Below are 15501 nucleotides of genomic sequence, written 5' to 3' on the forward strand. Positions count from 1 at the left end.
AGTAAGTTTCTTTACACAATTTATTTATGCATGCTGTTTTAGTGCCCACAATATATGCTCCCTGACCAACTCGGATGACTGATCTAATTTAACGTTTAAAGTCTGTTTAATAACTGTTGATGCTGGCGCATTTCCAAGGGCAACTGCAATATTACGTAACCACTGTTGATAGCCTATGCGCCTGATGGCAGACCCTTCTGTTTTATCAAAAAACTCGTTTTCTGACCAGTTAAATAATTCAATTAAATGCTGTGCATTTAAGTTATGTCTAGGGTTGAAATCTGCTTCGTTACTGAGTTTAGCAAACCGATTCCATGGGCAAATTAACTGACAATCATCACAGCCATAGATACGATTACCCATAAGAGGTCTTAAATCTACGGGAATAGAGCCTTTAAGTTCAATTGTTAGATACGAAATACAGCGTCTGGCATCCACCTGATAAGGAGCAACAATCGCCTGGGTGGGGCAAATATTAATACAGGCTACGCACTGACCGCAATGGTTTTGGCTGGGAACATTACTTGGCAAAGCTAGCGATGTATAAATCTCGCCCAGAAAAAACCATGAGCCTGCTTTTTTATTAATAATATTACTGTGTTTACCTATCCAGCCCAAACCTGCTTTTTCAGCAATGGCTTTTTCAAGCACTGGAGCAGAATCAACAAAAGCCCGATAACCAAAGACACCGACTTCCTGTTCAATACGTTGGGCCAGTTTTTGCAAACGTTTACGTAAGACTTTATGGTAATCCCGGCCCAGTGCATAACGGGAAATAAAAGCGGCAACCGGGTTATTTAAGGTCGTCTCCATGGACTCATGGTCTTCCGGTAAATAATCCATACGTACCGAAATAATGCTCACTGTTTCTGGCTGTAAAAGAGCAGGGCGGCTACGTTTCAAGCCATGCTTATGCATATAGTCCATATCTGCGTGGTAACCATGCGCTAGCCAATCCTCAAGCCGCTGTTCCGCTTGTTGTAAATTGGTGTCGGTTATGCCTACTTGCTGAAAGCCTAACTCATAGCCCCATTGTTTTATTTGCCGGGACAGTTCATTGATTGCTGTATCCATTCTATAATGTGTCAATATTTTATAAACACCCGTCTTAATATGCAAACTTTACCTACCCAACTGTATTCTGCACAACAGGCCAGAGACATAGATCGTATGGCTCAGGAATTGCCTAGTATAACAGGCTTTCAATTGATGACTAAAGCGGCTCAGGCCGGGTTCAAGGCGATACAAAAGTATTACCCATCTGCCAGTAAAATATCTGTTCTGTGTGGCGCCGGTAATAACGCAGGTGACGGTTATTTAATTGCAGCTATCGCTATAAAAGCGGGGTATCTGGTACAACTGGTTTCATTAGTTGCAGAGGAAAAATTACATGGGGATGCTGCTCGTGCGAAACAAGAATTTATTGCTGTAGGCGGTAAGATCTTACAAGATTATTTAGTGATTGATCATGCGACTGATCTAGTGGTTGATGCATTATTCGGTACTGGCTTAGATAGAGCTGTGACGGGGTATTTTGCAGATGCAATTAGCTATATCAATACGTTATCAATTCCGGTATTGGCCGTCGATATTCCCTCAGGCTTAAATGCAGATACAGGTAATATTATGGGCTGTGCAATAGTTGCCAATATGACAATTACCTTTATTGTCTTAAAAAAAGGCTTATATACCGGCCTGGCTGCCGATTATTGTGGCACTATTATTTTTGCAGATTTAGCCGTGCCCGATACCATTATTCAATCTTTACCTAGTAAAGAACGTTTATTAATTCCTTCTGAACTCACTAAACGCAATGCCAGTGCGCATAAAGGTCATTTTGGTCATGTATTAATAGTGGGCGGGGATTATGGCTATGCAGGTGCTGTGCATTTGGCAGCGGTTGCAGCACTTAATAGCGGTGCGGGTCTGGTAAGTGTTGCTACACGAAGAGAACATGCGTTACAAACGCATATATGTAGCCCTGAATTAATGGGACATGCGCTAGAACAGTTAGCTGATATTACTGAATTACTTGCTAAAGCAACAGTTCTGGTTTTAGGGCCTGGCATGGCTCAAGGTGCATGGGCGAAAAGTATCTGGCCGACACTGATAGCATTGGATTTGCCTCGCGTTATTGATGCTGATGCGTTGAATTTATTGGCTAATGAGCCTACTTATTCTGATAACTGGATTTTAACGCCACACCCGGGCGAAGCCGCACGATTATTACACTGCTCAACAGCTGATATATTGCAGGATCGATATGCAGCTGTACGCATATTACAAAAAGAATATGGAGGTGTATGTATTTTAAAAGGTTCTGGAACACTGATATGTGCTGGTGATGAAGTAGATGTTAACACCACAGGTAATCCAGGCATGGCCTCCGGTGGCATGGGCGATGTTTTATCAGGCCTGATCGGTAGTTTGCTGGCGCAGAAATATTCGCTAATCGAAGCGGCGAGACAGGGCGTTTATTTACACGGTCTTGCCGCAGACAAAGCAGCAGCGAGCAAAGGTCAACGCGGCTTACGTGCCAGTAATGTTTTACAATTTTTAACGGAAGTGGTTAATTGATCATGCAATTTTTATTAAGCACATCAGCAGAAACCGAAGCTTTTGGCGCAAAATTATTTCACGCTCTTCCTGAAAAATGTGTCGTTTTTCTTAACGGTAATCTAGGCGCGGGAAAGACAACTTTGGTGCGTGGATTTATGCGCGCAGCAGGGCATACATCCACAGTAAAAAGTCCGACTTATAATATAGTTGAAGAATATAAATTAAATAATCGCCTGTTTTTTCATTTCGATTTATATCGCTTGATGGATCCAGAAGAGCTTGAATGGATCGGCATAAATGATTATTTACAGGAAAACAGTATCTGTTTTATAGAGTGGCCTGAAAAAGGCGAGGGATATTTAGGCGCTGCTGATGTCATTTTATCGTTAACAACGACAGAAAATGGACACTTACTGGTGATTAAAAAAATACCAGAGGGAGTTGAGATTCATTAACTCTAAAGAAAAGAGTTAATCAGGTTTCATCTTCTTTTATTAAAATGCTAATTCAACGAACGAGTTAGTTTTAATTAGTGTAATATTCCAGAAAAATAATATATGCTCACAGAGTGTTTCCAATAAAAATAACAACAGCATTCAGACATCATGAATAGATATATCAGTACTAGAATCTATACTATATTAGTAGTTCTTATCATTATTAGTGGCTGTACGACGGTGTACCAAAAAGCTCAATCGCCTGATTTTGATGCTTTATACGGGCCTTCTTATCCAAAGCAACGCTCACTGCCACCGGATACAAAGCTGGCTAAAGGTGCAATTTCCTATCACCAAGACATCAAGCCTATTTTAGACACACGATGTGTCGCCTGTCATGCCTGCTACGATGCCCCTTGTCAATTAAAACTTGGATCTACAGCAGGTCTGGACAGGGGAGCTACCAAGCAAGTGGTATATGATGGTGCCAGATTAACGACTGTGTCACCAACCCGTTTATTTATTGATGCAACAAGTACTGAAGGCTGGCGTAATAAAGATTTTTACCCGGTATTGAATGAACGAGAAGATTCAGCCCAGGCAAATTTAAACAATGCGTTGCTAGCAAAAATATTACTTTTGAAACGTGATAATCCATTGCCTGAGTCAGGAAAGCTGTCGGATTCATTCGATCTCAGTCTGGAAAGAGAATTATCATGTCCAACTGTTGATGAATTTGCAGAATTTCAACAGAATCATCCAGATTGGGGGATGCCTTATGCCATGCCAGGATTGTCTCTAAAGCAGGAATACACTGTAATGCAATGGTTGCAGGAAGGTGCAAAATTTGATGCCGGGCCTGTTCCTTCAAAAGGTGCAGTTAAAGCAATTGCAGAATGGGAAAAGTTTTTCAATCGCCAGTCTTTAAAACAACAACTGGTTTCGCGTTATGTTTATGAACATCTGTTTCTTGGCCATATTCATTTCCAGGGACATTCTAAAAAAGAATTTTATCGTTTAGTACGTTCGACCACGCCACCTGGCGAAGCTATTCAAGAAATTCCCACTGCGCTTCCCTACGATGATCCTGGTGTTGCTAAGTTTTATTATCGCTTACGTCCGGTTTTAGGTGTTATAGTCGATAAAACGCATTTTGTATATGAATTTAGTCAGGACAAAATGCGGCGCTATAAAGAGTTATTTTTTCAAACTGACTATAGCGTCACTAAACTGCCTTCATATGAACCTCAAATTGCAGCTAACCCATTTACAAGCTTCACTGAATTGCCAAAAAATGCACGTTATCAATTTTTGCTGGATGATGCCCAGTATTTTATTTCAGGATTTATAAAAGGACCTGTTTGTAGAGGGCAGGTTGCTCTAAATGTAATACGCGATAGATTCTGGGTAGTTTTCTTTAAACCAGGCGGTCGCAATAACTTACCTGGATTCAGTGAGAAATTTGATACTTTCCTGAAAGAACAAGATCCAATATTAAGCCTGCCAGGGGTTGCTGGGGATCAGTTAGGGCTATTTGGCTGGCGAAAATATAATAAGCTTGCTGAAGATTATCTGAAAAATAAGAACACCTTTGCCAATCAACTTATTGATGAGTATGGTGGTTTTACCATTGATGATATCTGGGATGGAGAAGGAGTCAATCAGAATGCCGCGTTAACGGTTTTCAGACACTTCAATAGTGCAACAGTAGTCAAAGGTTTAGTTGGAGACACACCTTTAACTGGCTGGGTTCTTGATTATGCCCTTTTTGAACGGATTCATTATTTGCTAGTGGCGGGCTTTAATGTTTATGCCTCTGTGGATAATCAATTGGCAACCCGAATGTATATGGATTTTTTGCGTATGGATGGAGAGGATAACTTTCTAAGACTACTACCTGATGATCAACGTAAAAAAATATATGACTCTTGGTATAAAGGGATTAGTGGAGATATTGTTACTTACTTTGATAAACCCTATTACAGCGCGGGTTATGAGACTGGCGTCATATACAAAACGAGTCATTATAAGCAAGAGTTTTTTGATCAGGTCAAGCATCGATTAGGTAAAGCTGTGAGCGAGAAGTATGCTTTAGATCGATGTAGTCAGGAAGCCTGCAAAAAAAGCAAAGCATCAGAGTTCCAAAGAAAAGCAGATATTGCCATGGTTGAACTCTCTAAACTTAAAGGAGAAGAGCTGGACTTGTTGCCGGAAGTGGCTTTCGTCAAGGTGAGTAATAAGCAGAACAAAACGGCACAGATTTACACACTATTATTAAATAAAGCACTGGAAAATGTTGCGATTATGATAGCCGAGGAATTGCGACGCGAGCCAGCTCTCGATACGTTGACAGTAGTGCCCGGATTTATAGGTAGTTATCCGAACTATTTCTTTCATGTAGAAACAGAACAATTAGCTGACTTTATTGCAGCCATCAAATATGCACGTACTCCCGAAGATGTAGAGTCGTTTTACCGTAAATATGGCATTCGCCGTACCAATCCAGAAATCTGGCAATATGTTGACTGGTTTAACGAAGAGCAAAAAAACTATCGTGGCCTGGAAGCAGGCTTATTTGATTTAAATAGATATAACAATTTTTAGTAATGTATGTGATGGTTGAGTTAAGCCTTTTAACCCTGTAATAGGCGAAATACAGGTAGGAGAAATTAATAATATATACCATAATTGATAATGATTCTCATTAGCGATATAATTTATATTATTTCGCATACGGGCATTATTTATGATTTTCAAACCAACCTCTATTTCAACGGCAATACTTCTTTTAATGGTCGTTTTTCAGGCAGAAGCAGGTCAGAACCAACACACCAACAAAAGAAGCGAGCTCGGAAAACAACTTTTTTTTGATACTAATTTATCCAACCCTCCAGGGCAATCCTGTGCGAGTTGTCATGATCCAAAACATGGTTTTATTGATTCAACTGTATCGACTCCAACCTCAGAAGGTGTTACTGCAGGGCGTTTTGGTAGCCGTAACACACCAACAGCTATGTACATGGCTTTTAGTCCCAAGTTCCATTACGACGAAGAGGAGGAACTGTATATAGGAGGGCAATTTTTAGACGGTCGTGCTGCAACACTTGAAGAACAAGCGCAAATGCCTTTTTTGAATCACCTAGAAATGGCAAATACCAATAAACAAATGGTTGTAGATAAAGTACGTTCAGCCAACTACTCAAAGTTATTCAAGCGAGTTTTCGGAAAACATGGGTTTGATAATACAGAGCAAGCCTACAGCAATATAGCCAATGCTATCGCTGCTTTTGAACGCACAGAAAAATTTAATCGTTTTACTTCCAAATATGATTACTATTTGGCCGGTAAGGCAAGATTTACTGAACAAGAAGAGCATGGACTAGCACTGTTCGAGCGTGAGGATAAAGGTAACTGTGCAGCCTGTCACCCAAGTCAATCAGGGCCAGAAGGTGAATCACCCCTGTTTACTGATTTTTCTTATGATAATCTTGGTGTTCCTCGAAATCCTGATAATTTTTTCTATGCGATGTCAGTGGAATATAATGTTGAAGGTGAGGCGTTTGTTGATGTGGGTTTAGCGGCCAATCCTGTCGTGAAAGCAACGGGGCAAACTGAACAGGAAAAAGGTAAGATTAAAGTGCCTACTTTGCGTAATGTAGCTATAACAGGCCCCTGGATGCATAATGGTTACTTCCAAACACTACAAGGTGTGGTCGAATTTTACAATACTCGCGATGTGCGCAATGTTTGTGCAGAAGCAAATATTACCCAGGCTCTGGCACAAAGCAAAGATTGTTGGCCAATGGCGGAAGTGGCAGAAAATGTCAACGATAGCGAGTTAGGCAATTTGAATTTAACGGAAGATGAAGTGCAGGATATTGTTGCTTTCTTAAAAACGCTAACTGATGGTTATCACCCCTTAAAGAATAAATAAAAGCATCTATGCTATGCTGATTATCATTTCTTATACCCCATCAGTTTGATGGGGTATTTTTAAGCTATTATTGGGGTGCTTGTGAACTTACGAGATTTGTATTATCTGGTTGCTGTAGATGATTTGCGCAGCTTTATTCAGGCAGCAGAACAATGCTGCATTACCCAGCCGACTCTCAGCACCCAAATCAAAAAATGGAAGAAAGTCTTGGAGTGCAAATTTTCGAGCGTTCCAATAAAAAAGTTATTCCTACCGAAACCGGCGCAACCGTCATTGCTTCGGCCAGGCGCATTTTAAATGAAATTCAACAAATCAACGAACTGGCAGAATTGGCTCAGGACCCTTTATCCGGTAATTTCAGATTAGGTGCTTTTCCAACTTTATCGACTTATATTTTTCCTGATTTAGTCCCCGCCATCAAACAGCAGTTACCTAAGATACGTTTGATACTTATTGAAGAAAAAACCGACACGCTGATAGAACAGCTAAAACAAGGTAAACTTGATGTCGCCTTGCTTTCCTTACCAATAAACGGAGACACCTTGCAATATGAACATCTTTTTGAAGATGTTTTTAAGTTGGCAGTGGCAACTGATCATCCACTGGCGAGCAAAAAAATTATTAAACAATCTGATCTCCGTCAACAACAGCTATTATTACTGGATGAAGGACATTGTTTGCGTGGTCAGGCTTTACAATTCTGCCAGCTCAATGGTGCCGAAGAGCAGCAGGATGTAAGGGCTACGGGTCTGGAAACCCTCAGACAAATGGTTAGAGCGGGTACCGGAATTACTTTCATTCCTGAAATTGCAATGCGTAAGCCAGACCCCGGTATCTGCTACTTGTCTTTTGCTGAACCTGTACCGAGTCGCAATATTGGCCTGGTTTGGCGCAAAACCAGTGCAAAAACGCATTTAATCAAGCAATTCATTTCATTGATCAAAAACACTGCAAACAGTTAAGCCGCCTCATGCATTGACTGTATCAATGATTCCTATAGTAACAATCAATTTTTAATCCTCTGCTAGCATTGCTAGAATGTCCTTGAGCTGAATGGGGATAATAAAACGTCTGCTATTAATTTCCTCGAACTGAAAACGATAGTGGCGCATAATCGCAATGAAGAGAAAGAACATGTGATCATGTTACTCGAATGGATAAAGCATTACATGATTGTCTCTTTAGCGATATACCTAACGCTCATTTAACCTTAGCTATTAATTAACAGGATAAACTAATGAACTCAATCGTACCTGATGTTATTTTCAAAACACGTGTCCGTGATGAAAGTCTCGGTGGTGATAACCCTTTTCGCTGGCAAGATGTCAGCACGGATGATATTTTCAAAGGCAAAAAAATAGCTTTATTTGCTCTCCCTGGTGCATTTACACCGACCTGTTCCAGTACCCATTTGCCTGGCTTCGAAGCCAAATACCAGGAATTTATTGATCAAGGTGTCGATGAAGTTTATTGTTTAAGTGTCAACGATGCCTTCACCATGTTTCAGTGGAGTAAACACTTGGGTGTAAGCCATGTGAAATTGTTGCCGGACGGCAATGCCGATTTTACCCGTGCGATGGGTATGCTGGTTAAAAAAGAAAATCTGGGCTTTGGTTATCGCTCCTGGCGTTACTCGATGCTGGTTGATAATAAACACATTGTTCAAATGTTCAGTGAGCCTGGTAAAAGTGATAATTGTCCAGATGATCCATTTGAAGTCAGTGGCGCGGATACATTACTGAATTATTTAAAACAACGCTGATTTTTCTGTCCGTGAACCGATTTAATCAATTTATGGGCTATTATGTATAAATATTTTTTGACTGACTAAGGAATAACTGATGTCTCAATATGACTACGACTTATTTGTTATAGGCGCTGGTTCTGGCGGTGTTCGAGCCGCTAGAACGGTTGCGGATCTTGGTGCAAAAGTCGCTATTGCTGAACATCAATATCTTGGCGGCACCTGTGTGAACGTGGGCTGTGTGCCAAAAAAACTGTTTGTTTATGCGTCACATTTTCATGAAGATTTTCAGGCTGCAAAAGGCTTTGGCTGGAATGTGCAACAGGCACAATTCAATTGGACGCGATTGATGGCGCAGAAAAATCAGGAAATTCAGCGATTACAGGGGATTTACGGCAACTTGCTGGATAATTCAGGCGTTACGCTGATTGAAGGTCAGGCAAGCTTAATAGATGCACATACGCTAAAAGTAGGTGACCAGCAATTCAGCAGCCAGCGTATTTTGATCGCTACCGGTGGCAAACCGTTTATACCTGATATTAGCGGTAAACAGCATATCAAAACTTCAGATGATATTTTCGCCCTTAAGCAATTACCTGAGCGTATAGTGATTGTTGGCGGTGGTTATATTGCGGTTGAATTTGCAGGCATTATGAATGGTCTGGGAGTAAAAACAACACTCTGTTATCGTAGCGAAAAACTACTGAGAGGTTTTGATGATGAGGTCAGGGAATTTGCTGCTGAAGAAATGCGTAAAAAAGGTATTGATATTCGATACAACACCTCCATCAATGCTATCGAAGCTTTTGATAACGGACTTATCGCCCATATTGATAATCAACAGACGCTTGAAACCGACTTGATTTTATATGCGACGGGTCGCACGCCAAACATTGAAGGCCTGGGGCTAGAAGCGATCGGTGTGTCATTAAAAGATAGCGGTGCAATTAAAGTGGATGAACACTATCAAAGCAATATTCCATCTATCTATGCACTAGGCGATGTGACCCATCGCATAAATTTAACCCCTGTTGCCACTGCCGAAGCAATGGCTTTGGTCAATGAACTGTATGGCAATCGATTCACACCCGTTGATTACGAGCACATTCCAACAGCTGTTTTCAGCCAGCCTAATATTGCAACGGTTGGGTTAACCGAAACAGAAGCGAGAAAACGCTATAGTGATATTGATAGTTATAAATCCGTGTTTACTCCGATGAAACACACACTTTCAGGACTTAACGAGAAATCGTTGATGAAAATGCTGGTCAGACGCAGTACCGATCAAGTGCTCGGTATTCACATGGTTGGGCCGGAAGCAGGTGAAATTATCCAAGGAATGGCCGTTGCACTGCGTGCAGGTGCAACTAAATCCGTTTTTGATTCGACCATTGGCATTCACCCAACGGCGGCAGAAGAATTTGTAACGATGCGCAATCCACAATAATTTAAGAGAGATAGATACTTCATAAGCATCACTTATATTCACTTGATTTATAAACAATGTATGAAGGTTTTAAAAAGTAGACATAACTATTTTAATCATAAAGGCGTACATTTCATCGTTTTGAACAGTATAAGAACTTATGATGATTGGACCTATAACCGTTGGCCTACTGCAGAACAGCGCATGAGCGAAATGGCCGGGCTGGATAATCCTAACGGTTCACCGTTTATGGTGGGGGATGAACAAAGGAAATAGCTGAAAGGTGACCTCGATAAAGTAGCAGAAGCAACGCATGTCGTGGTCTTTTCGCATTCCCCCCCTACAAAAAATTTATAAAGGCTGGAATTTTTGGACACCGAAGATGTCGAGCAAATTCAGGCCTTGTTAAAACCCTTTAACAAAGTCTCCGTGATTTATGGGCATGTGCATCAGACCCGAATTCATACAATCAAATTGGCAATATCAGTTTCCATTCGGTAATGGCCACTTCCTGACCGTGGCCTTATCCGGCCGCTTATGCCCAAGCGAAACAGTATTTTTCCAAAATTGACCGTGCCAATGAATAGAGCCGACTCGTTCTTTGAGCGAGATGTCACTGGCTGGTAATTTATCAATATGGATAACGGTCATGTCGATCTGAATTTTACGCTGCATAACAATACAGACCGTAGCGTCAAATTTAGCAAGGTCGATAAACAAGCAGAAGATACACAGTATAAATCCAAAGACTCACGTAGTCATCGATGATTCAGGCTGATGAATTTAAAGATCAGGACTTACAGCGCTGGCAACAACAATTTATGGAGATTGTGCAACAAGGCCGGGTATTATGGACCAGCGGGGAGCTAGGCAGTAACGGTGTTGCCCCGAATGCCGCGAACACCCACCCGGAAACCTATCCAAAATATCAAAAACAAATTGGCAAAGTCATCTCCTCTAGGAAATGATTAACTGGTGTTTGCGCAACCCTTTGGAAGATCAGCCATTAGCAGCTGATTGATCATAAAATGACTGCATTACAAGCTTATGTGCTTCATGAACGTCGTGGTGTGCCATTGAATCCCGGTAAACATTAACCCCTCCCGCACAACCAAGTGTTCAAAAGTAGGCAGGGCAGGGAAGCTACTTTTGAACCAAGAAAAAATATGGGTTACAGGTTGTCAGTTAATACGCCCAAAATTGATAATTCTTAGTGGGTACTTATTTAAGGCTCTGAATAAACCTTAAATAAGCAACAAGAATTGATAATATGACTAACAGATCATGCAATTAACTGACTATTTGCGAAAACAACCTGAACTTCCATTAGCCCTAATATAGGATCTGTTTCCTGAATTTCCAGGGGAATAACGGTGTCCGCTAACAAACGCAGGGCAGTCTAGTTCAGCATAGTTATACTAATACCCGCTCAATCCCACCTTTGGATGCCTGTTTGATATAAGTCTGCATCCAGTCCTTACCTAAGACATTACGCGCAATTTCTACCACGATATAATCAACGTCGAGTTGTTCATCACCATCTTCAAAGCGTTGTAGGCCCTGCACACAAGATGGGCAAGAAGTGAGCATTTTAATGGGTGCAACTGGGTTTTCAGCGCGCAGCTTGGCCTTGTCATTTTCCAGTTCTTCGGCTTTGCGATAACGCACCCCGGTAGAAACATCCGGTCGACCAACGGCTAAAGTGCCAGATTCCCCACAACAACGATCAGATTTATGCACGCTGGTACCCATTAATGCATTGACGGTTTTCATCGGATCTTGCTGCTTTAGTGGTGTATGGCAAGGGTCATGGTACATATATTGGGTGCCACTGAGGCCTTCCAGTTTGACACCTTTTTCCAGTAAGTATTCATGAATATCAATCATTCGACACCCCGGAAAAATCTTGTCGAATTCATAATCTTCCAGTTGATCCAGACAAGTCCCGCAACTGACAACAACAGTTTTAATATCCAGATAGTTTAATGTGTTAGCAACACGATGAAACAGGATACGATTATCAGTTGTAATTTGATCTGCCTTATCGAATTCGCCAGCAGCACGTTGAGGAAAACCACAGCATAAATATCCCGGTGGTAATACAGTTTGTACGCCAACTTCATACAACATCGCCTGAGTAGCTAAGCCAACCTGAGAGAACAAGCGCTCTGAACCACAACCCGGGAAATAAAATACCGCCTCGGAATTGGTACGTGTTTTAATCGGGTCGCGAATAATAGGAACAATATCATTACTTTCTATACCTAGCAGTGCTCTGGCCGTTTTACTGGGTAATTTGCCCGGCATTTTACGGTTGGTGAAATGCACCACATATTCTTGCATATTGGGTTTGCCAGTTGATGATGGCGGTTGTTTGAGTTGCGCTTTACCCCAGGGTCGGATAAAGAAATTACCGATCCGTTGCGCTTTATAAGACCATTCAATCAATACTTTACGCATCAATTTAACGCTATTCGGATGATCGGTGGATAAAAAAGCGATAGCCAGAGTTTTCACTGGATTAAAGCTCTGCTTACCCATTTTACGTAGCAAGTTACGCATATTCATCGACACATCACCGAAATCTATATCCACTGGACAAGGACTTTCACATTTGTGACATACGGTGCAATGGTCGGCTACATCTTCAAACTCGTTCCAGTGCGTAATAGAAATACCGCGTCGGGTTTGTTCTTCGTATAAAAATGCTTCAATCAGCAGCGATGTAGCCAGAATTTTATTACGAGGTGAATACAATAAGTTAGCACGTGGAACATGCGTAGAGCATACTGGTTTACATTTTCCACAGCGCAGACAATCTTTTATGGAATCCGAGATAGCGCCGATTTCACTTTGTTGCATAATCAGTGATTCATAACCCATTAAACTAAATGAGGTCGTATAAGCTGCACGTAAATCGGCCCCTGGCATGAGCTTTCCGGCGTTAAAACGGTCTTCCGGATCGACTTGTTTTTTGTAGCTATGAAAACTGGCTAGTTCTTCTTGAGTGAGAAATTCGTATTTGGTTATGCCTATACCATGTTCCCCCGAGATAACACCGCCCAGTGAACGTGCAAGAACCATGATGCGTGCTACTGCCTCGTTGGCTTCCTGTAACATTTCATAATGATCAGAATTGACCGGTAAATTAGTGTGTACATTACCGTCACCAGCATGCATATGCAGTGCGACAAACACACGAGCACGCAAAATATCTTTATGCGTCATTTCCAGCCGCTCTATGATCAGCTTGAAATTATCGCCTTCGAAAATCTCTTTCAAACTCAGCAATAATTCCTGTTTCCAGGAAACTCGTATCGAATGATCCTGTATACGATGAAACAAGGAGGGTTGTTCTGTGCGGTTAGTAAATTCACCTACACTAATACCCAGCTGTTCAAAAGCTGCTTCAGCCTTGGGTAAGGGCGTATCTAAATTGTCATACAACCACTGCCAGCGTTTGCGTACCTGTTCGACGGTATTGAGTGCTAATTCGCGTCGATCGCCAATTAGTTCAGCTTTATTAATATCATCTTCATAGTGACGTAACGGTAGCTCTCCTTGCAGGAAGTGACTTAGCGCACTACACAGGCGTATTTTGTTACGCAATGATAATTCGATATTGATACGTTCGATACCATCACAATAATCACCCATGCGCGGCAGTGGAATAACGACATCTTCATTGATTTTGAAAGCATTCGTGTGTTTTGCGATAGCAGCGGTACGCGATCGATCCAGCCAGAAAGTCTTGCGTGCCTCGGGGCTGACAGCGATAAAACCTTCAGCACCTCTGGCGTTACACACGCGTATAACTTCGGAGGCCGCTAAAGCGACCTGGTTTTCATTATCACCGACAATGTCGCCGATTAACACCATTTTCGGACGGCCAAGATGCTTGGCTTTGCTCGCATATCCGACGGCTTTGACATAGCGATCATCCAGGTGTTCAAGCCCGGCTAACATAATCCGTGTCTCGCCTTCTTTAGGTAAGGCGTTTAGATAATCACGAATCTCTACAATGGCAGGCACAGCTTCTCTGACCTGGCCATAAAATTCCACGCAGATAGTACGTGTATGCGCTGGCATCTTGTGTAAAATCCAGCGCGCCGAGGTAATGATACCGTCGCAGCCTTCTTTTTGGATACCCGGTAACCCGCCAAGAAATTTGTCTGTAACGTCTTTACCTAATTCGCCTTTGCGGAATTGTGTGCCAGGAATAAGCAGTGGTTCTTCGGAAAGTAATTTTTTACCGCTGGCATCAAAACGTTTGAGTACAAAGTTAACTTGATCCTGGTCATGAATTTTACCCAGATTGTGCTGGAAGCGCTCAACCTCAAGCCAGTTCCCATCCGGCGTAACCATACGCCAGGAAACCAAATTATCCAGTGCAGTTCCCCATAGCACAGCTTTTTTACCACCGGCGTTCATGGCTACATTTCCACCTATGCAAGAGGCATCTGCAGAAGTGGGATCACAGGCAAATACCAGTCCGGCACTGTCGGCAATATCCATAACACGTCGTGTAACGACACCCGCACCGGTATAAATCGTTGCATAGGTCTGATCAATACCTGGCAATGAGCTGGCATGATCTATCTGACCAATTTCCATTAGTTTTTCGGTGTTAATCACCGCAGAAAAGGGTGTTAATGGCACAGCACCGCCGGTGTAGCCAGTACCACCTCCACGTGGAATAATGGTTAAATTAAGTTTGATACAATCTCTAACCAGTTTTCCAACTTCCTCTTCAGTGCGTGGATAAAGCACAACAAAAGGATATTCAACGCGCCAATCCGTCGCATCTGTCACATGCGAGACACGAGCAAAACCATCGAAACAGATGTTGTCTTTGCGCGTATGCTTAGATAAGAGCGCCAAGGATTTGCTACGCATTTTTTCGGTACTTTTGAAGTGTGCTTCAAAGTTATCGACTGCTTGACGCGCGGCTTCGATTAATATTACTACTCTTTTTGTCCGATCAGCCCCTTCTGCTTCATATTCGGAGCTGCGCTTCTCCATTTGTGACAATCTATGGCGTAAAGCTTCAAGCAGCGATTTACGTCTTTTGCGGTTGTCAAGCAAGTCATCCTCGAGATATGGATTACGCTGTACGGCCCAGATATCGCCAAGCACTTCGAAAAGCATCTGCGCAGAACGTCCAGTGACACGCTCATCGCGTAGCGAATCCAGAACTTGCCAATTGTCCTCGCCTAATAGGCGGATGACTATTTCGCGGTCGGAAAAAGACGTGTAGTTATAAGGGATTTCGCGTAACCGTACTGGTGACGCTGCCGAAGATAATAGGGGGATTTTGTATCCACTGTCATGCTAAGTAATGGCGTGGTGAAGAAAACTTATTTTAGCATTTTCGAAGGCTATCCGTAAACATCCAACTCTA

General features: G+C 42.1%; 13 protein-coding genes and 1 pseudogene. 12 read left to right on the forward strand and 2 right to left on the reverse strand.

All coding sequences use genetic code 11. The features are described from left to right. Positions 1–24 precede the first annotated feature (24 nt). Complete coding sequence (gene queG / locus AU255_RS10100; protein WP_080523333.1) at positions 25–1074, reverse strand: tRNA epoxyqueuosine(34) reductase QueG; 1050 nt, start codon at positions 1072–1074, stop codon at positions 25–27. Between the two features lie 39 nt (positions 1075–1113). Between queG and AU255_RS10105 the strand changes: the two genes are divergently transcribed. From AU255_RS10105 to AU255_RS20795, 12 genes and pseudogenes are all read left to right on the forward strand, one after another. Beyond that, positions 1114–2577 (forward strand): NAD(P)H-hydrate dehydratase, encoded by a 1464-nt coding sequence (locus tag AU255_RS10105; protein WP_080522750.1) that lies wholly within the window; start codon positions 1114–1116, stop codon positions 2575–2577. A gap of 2 nt (positions 2578–2579) precedes the next feature. Continuing rightward, positions 2580–3014 carry a tRNA (adenosine(37)-N6)-threonylcarbamoyltransferase complex ATPase subunit type 1 TsaE gene (gene tsaE, locus AU255_RS10110; RefSeq protein WP_080522751.1) on the forward strand — a complete coding sequence of 145 codons (435 nt, stop codon included), beginning with the start codon at positions 2580–2582 and terminating at the stop codon, positions 3012–3014. A gap of 150 nt (positions 3015–3164) precedes the next feature. Next, positions 3165–5600: a fatty acid cis/trans isomerase gene (locus tag AU255_RS10115; protein ID WP_080522752.1), complete on the forward strand. Its 2436-nt coding sequence runs from the start codon at positions 3165–3167 to the stop codon at positions 5598–5600. A gap of 142 nt (positions 5601–5742) precedes the next feature. Next, positions 5743–6930: a cytochrome-c peroxidase gene (locus tag AU255_RS10120; RefSeq protein WP_080522753.1), complete on the forward strand. Its 1188-nt coding sequence runs from the start codon at positions 5743–5745 to the stop codon at positions 6928–6930. A gap of 81 nt (positions 6931–7011) precedes the next feature. Then, positions 7012–7086 (forward strand): annotated as a pseudogene (locus tag AU255_RS20790) (hypothetical protein); the annotation flags it as partial. Then, complete coding sequence (locus AU255_RS10125; RefSeq protein WP_233144662.1) at positions 7086–7892, forward strand: LysR substrate-binding domain-containing protein; 807 nt, start codon at positions 7086–7088, stop codon at positions 7890–7892. The pseudogene AU255_RS20790 and the gene AU255_RS10125, both read left to right, overlap by 1 nt. A gap of 129 nt (positions 7893–8021) precedes the next feature. Further along, positions 8022–8138, forward strand: coding sequence for a ferritin family protein (locus AU255_RS21395; protein WP_408606490.1), 117 nt, complete (start codon positions 8022–8024; stop codon positions 8136–8138). Positions 8139–8167: 29 nt separating this feature from the next. Further along, positions 8168–8692: a peroxiredoxin gene (locus AU255_RS10130; RefSeq protein WP_080522754.1), complete on the forward strand. Its 525-nt coding sequence runs from the start codon at positions 8168–8170 to the stop codon at positions 8690–8692. 79 nt (positions 8693–8771) lie between these two features. After that, positions 8772–10121, forward strand: a complete 1350-nt coding sequence (gene gor, locus AU255_RS10135; protein WP_080522755.1) for a glutathione-disulfide reductase — start codon at positions 8772–8774, stop codon at positions 10119–10121. Positions 10122–10241: 120 nt separating this feature from the next. Beyond that, the gene (locus tag AU255_RS21095; RefSeq protein ID WP_269844783.1) at positions 10242–10376 is read left to right on the forward strand and encodes a hypothetical protein; all 135 of its coding nucleotides are present in this window, start codon (positions 10242–10244) and stop codon (positions 10374–10376) included. A gap of 360 nt (positions 10377–10736) precedes the next feature. Beyond that, entirely contained in the window at positions 10737–10868 is a 132-nt protein-coding gene (locus tag AU255_RS21100; RefSeq protein ID WP_269844784.1) for a hypothetical protein, read from the forward strand. Then, a complete protein-coding gene (locus AU255_RS20795) occupies positions 10865–11068 on the forward strand; it encodes a hypothetical protein (protein ID WP_233144609.1) in 204 nt (67 codons plus the stop codon). Before AU255_RS21100 ends, AU255_RS20795 begins: the two co-directional genes overlap by 4 nt. A gap of 445 nt (positions 11069–11513) precedes the next feature. Here the strand turns inward: AU255_RS20795 and AU255_RS10150 are convergent, their stop codons facing one another. Beyond that, positions 11514–15413, reverse strand: a complete 3900-nt coding sequence (locus AU255_RS10150) for a DUF3683 domain-containing protein (protein WP_080522756.1) — start codon at positions 15411–15413, stop codon at positions 11514–11516. Positions 15414–15501 lie beyond the last annotated feature (88 nt).

This window comes from Methyloprofundus sedimenti (assembly GCF_002072955.1).
In the GTDB taxonomy this organism is placed as follows: domain Bacteria; phylum Pseudomonadota; class Gammaproteobacteria; order Methylococcales; family Methylomonadaceae; genus Methyloprofundus; species Methyloprofundus sedimenti.

Coding starts and splice junctions, on each gene's coding strand:
- queG (WP_080523333.1), bottom strand. CDS start 1,074: ATGGATACAGCAATCAATGAACTGTCCCGGCAAATAAAACAATGGGGC.
- AU255_RS10105 (WP_080522750.1), top strand. CDS start 1,114: ATGCAAACTTTACCTACCCAACTGTATTCTGCACAACAGGCCAGAGAC.
- tsaE (WP_080522751.1), top strand. CDS start 2,580: ATGCAATTTTTATTAAGCACATCAGCAGAAACCGAAGCTTTTGGCGCA.
- AU255_RS10115 (WP_080522752.1), top strand. CDS start 3,165: ATGAATAGATATATCAGTACTAGAATCTATACTATATTAGTAGTTCTT.
- AU255_RS10120 (WP_080522753.1), top strand. CDS start 5,743: ATGATTTTCAAACCAACCTCTATTTCAACGGCAATACTTCTTTTAATG.
- AU255_RS10130 (WP_080522754.1), top strand. CDS start 8,168: ATGAACTCAATCGTACCTGATGTTATTTTCAAAACACGTGTCCGTGAT.
- gor (WP_080522755.1), top strand. CDS start 8,772: ATGTCTCAATATGACTACGACTTATTTGTTATAGGCGCTGGTTCTGGC.
- AU255_RS21100 (WP_269844784.1), top strand. CDS start 10,737: ATGGATAACGGTCATGTCGATCTGAATTTTACGCTGCATAACAATACA.
- AU255_RS20795 (WP_233144609.1), top strand. CDS start 10,865: ATGATTCAGGCTGATGAATTTAAAGATCAGGACTTACAGCGCTGGCAA.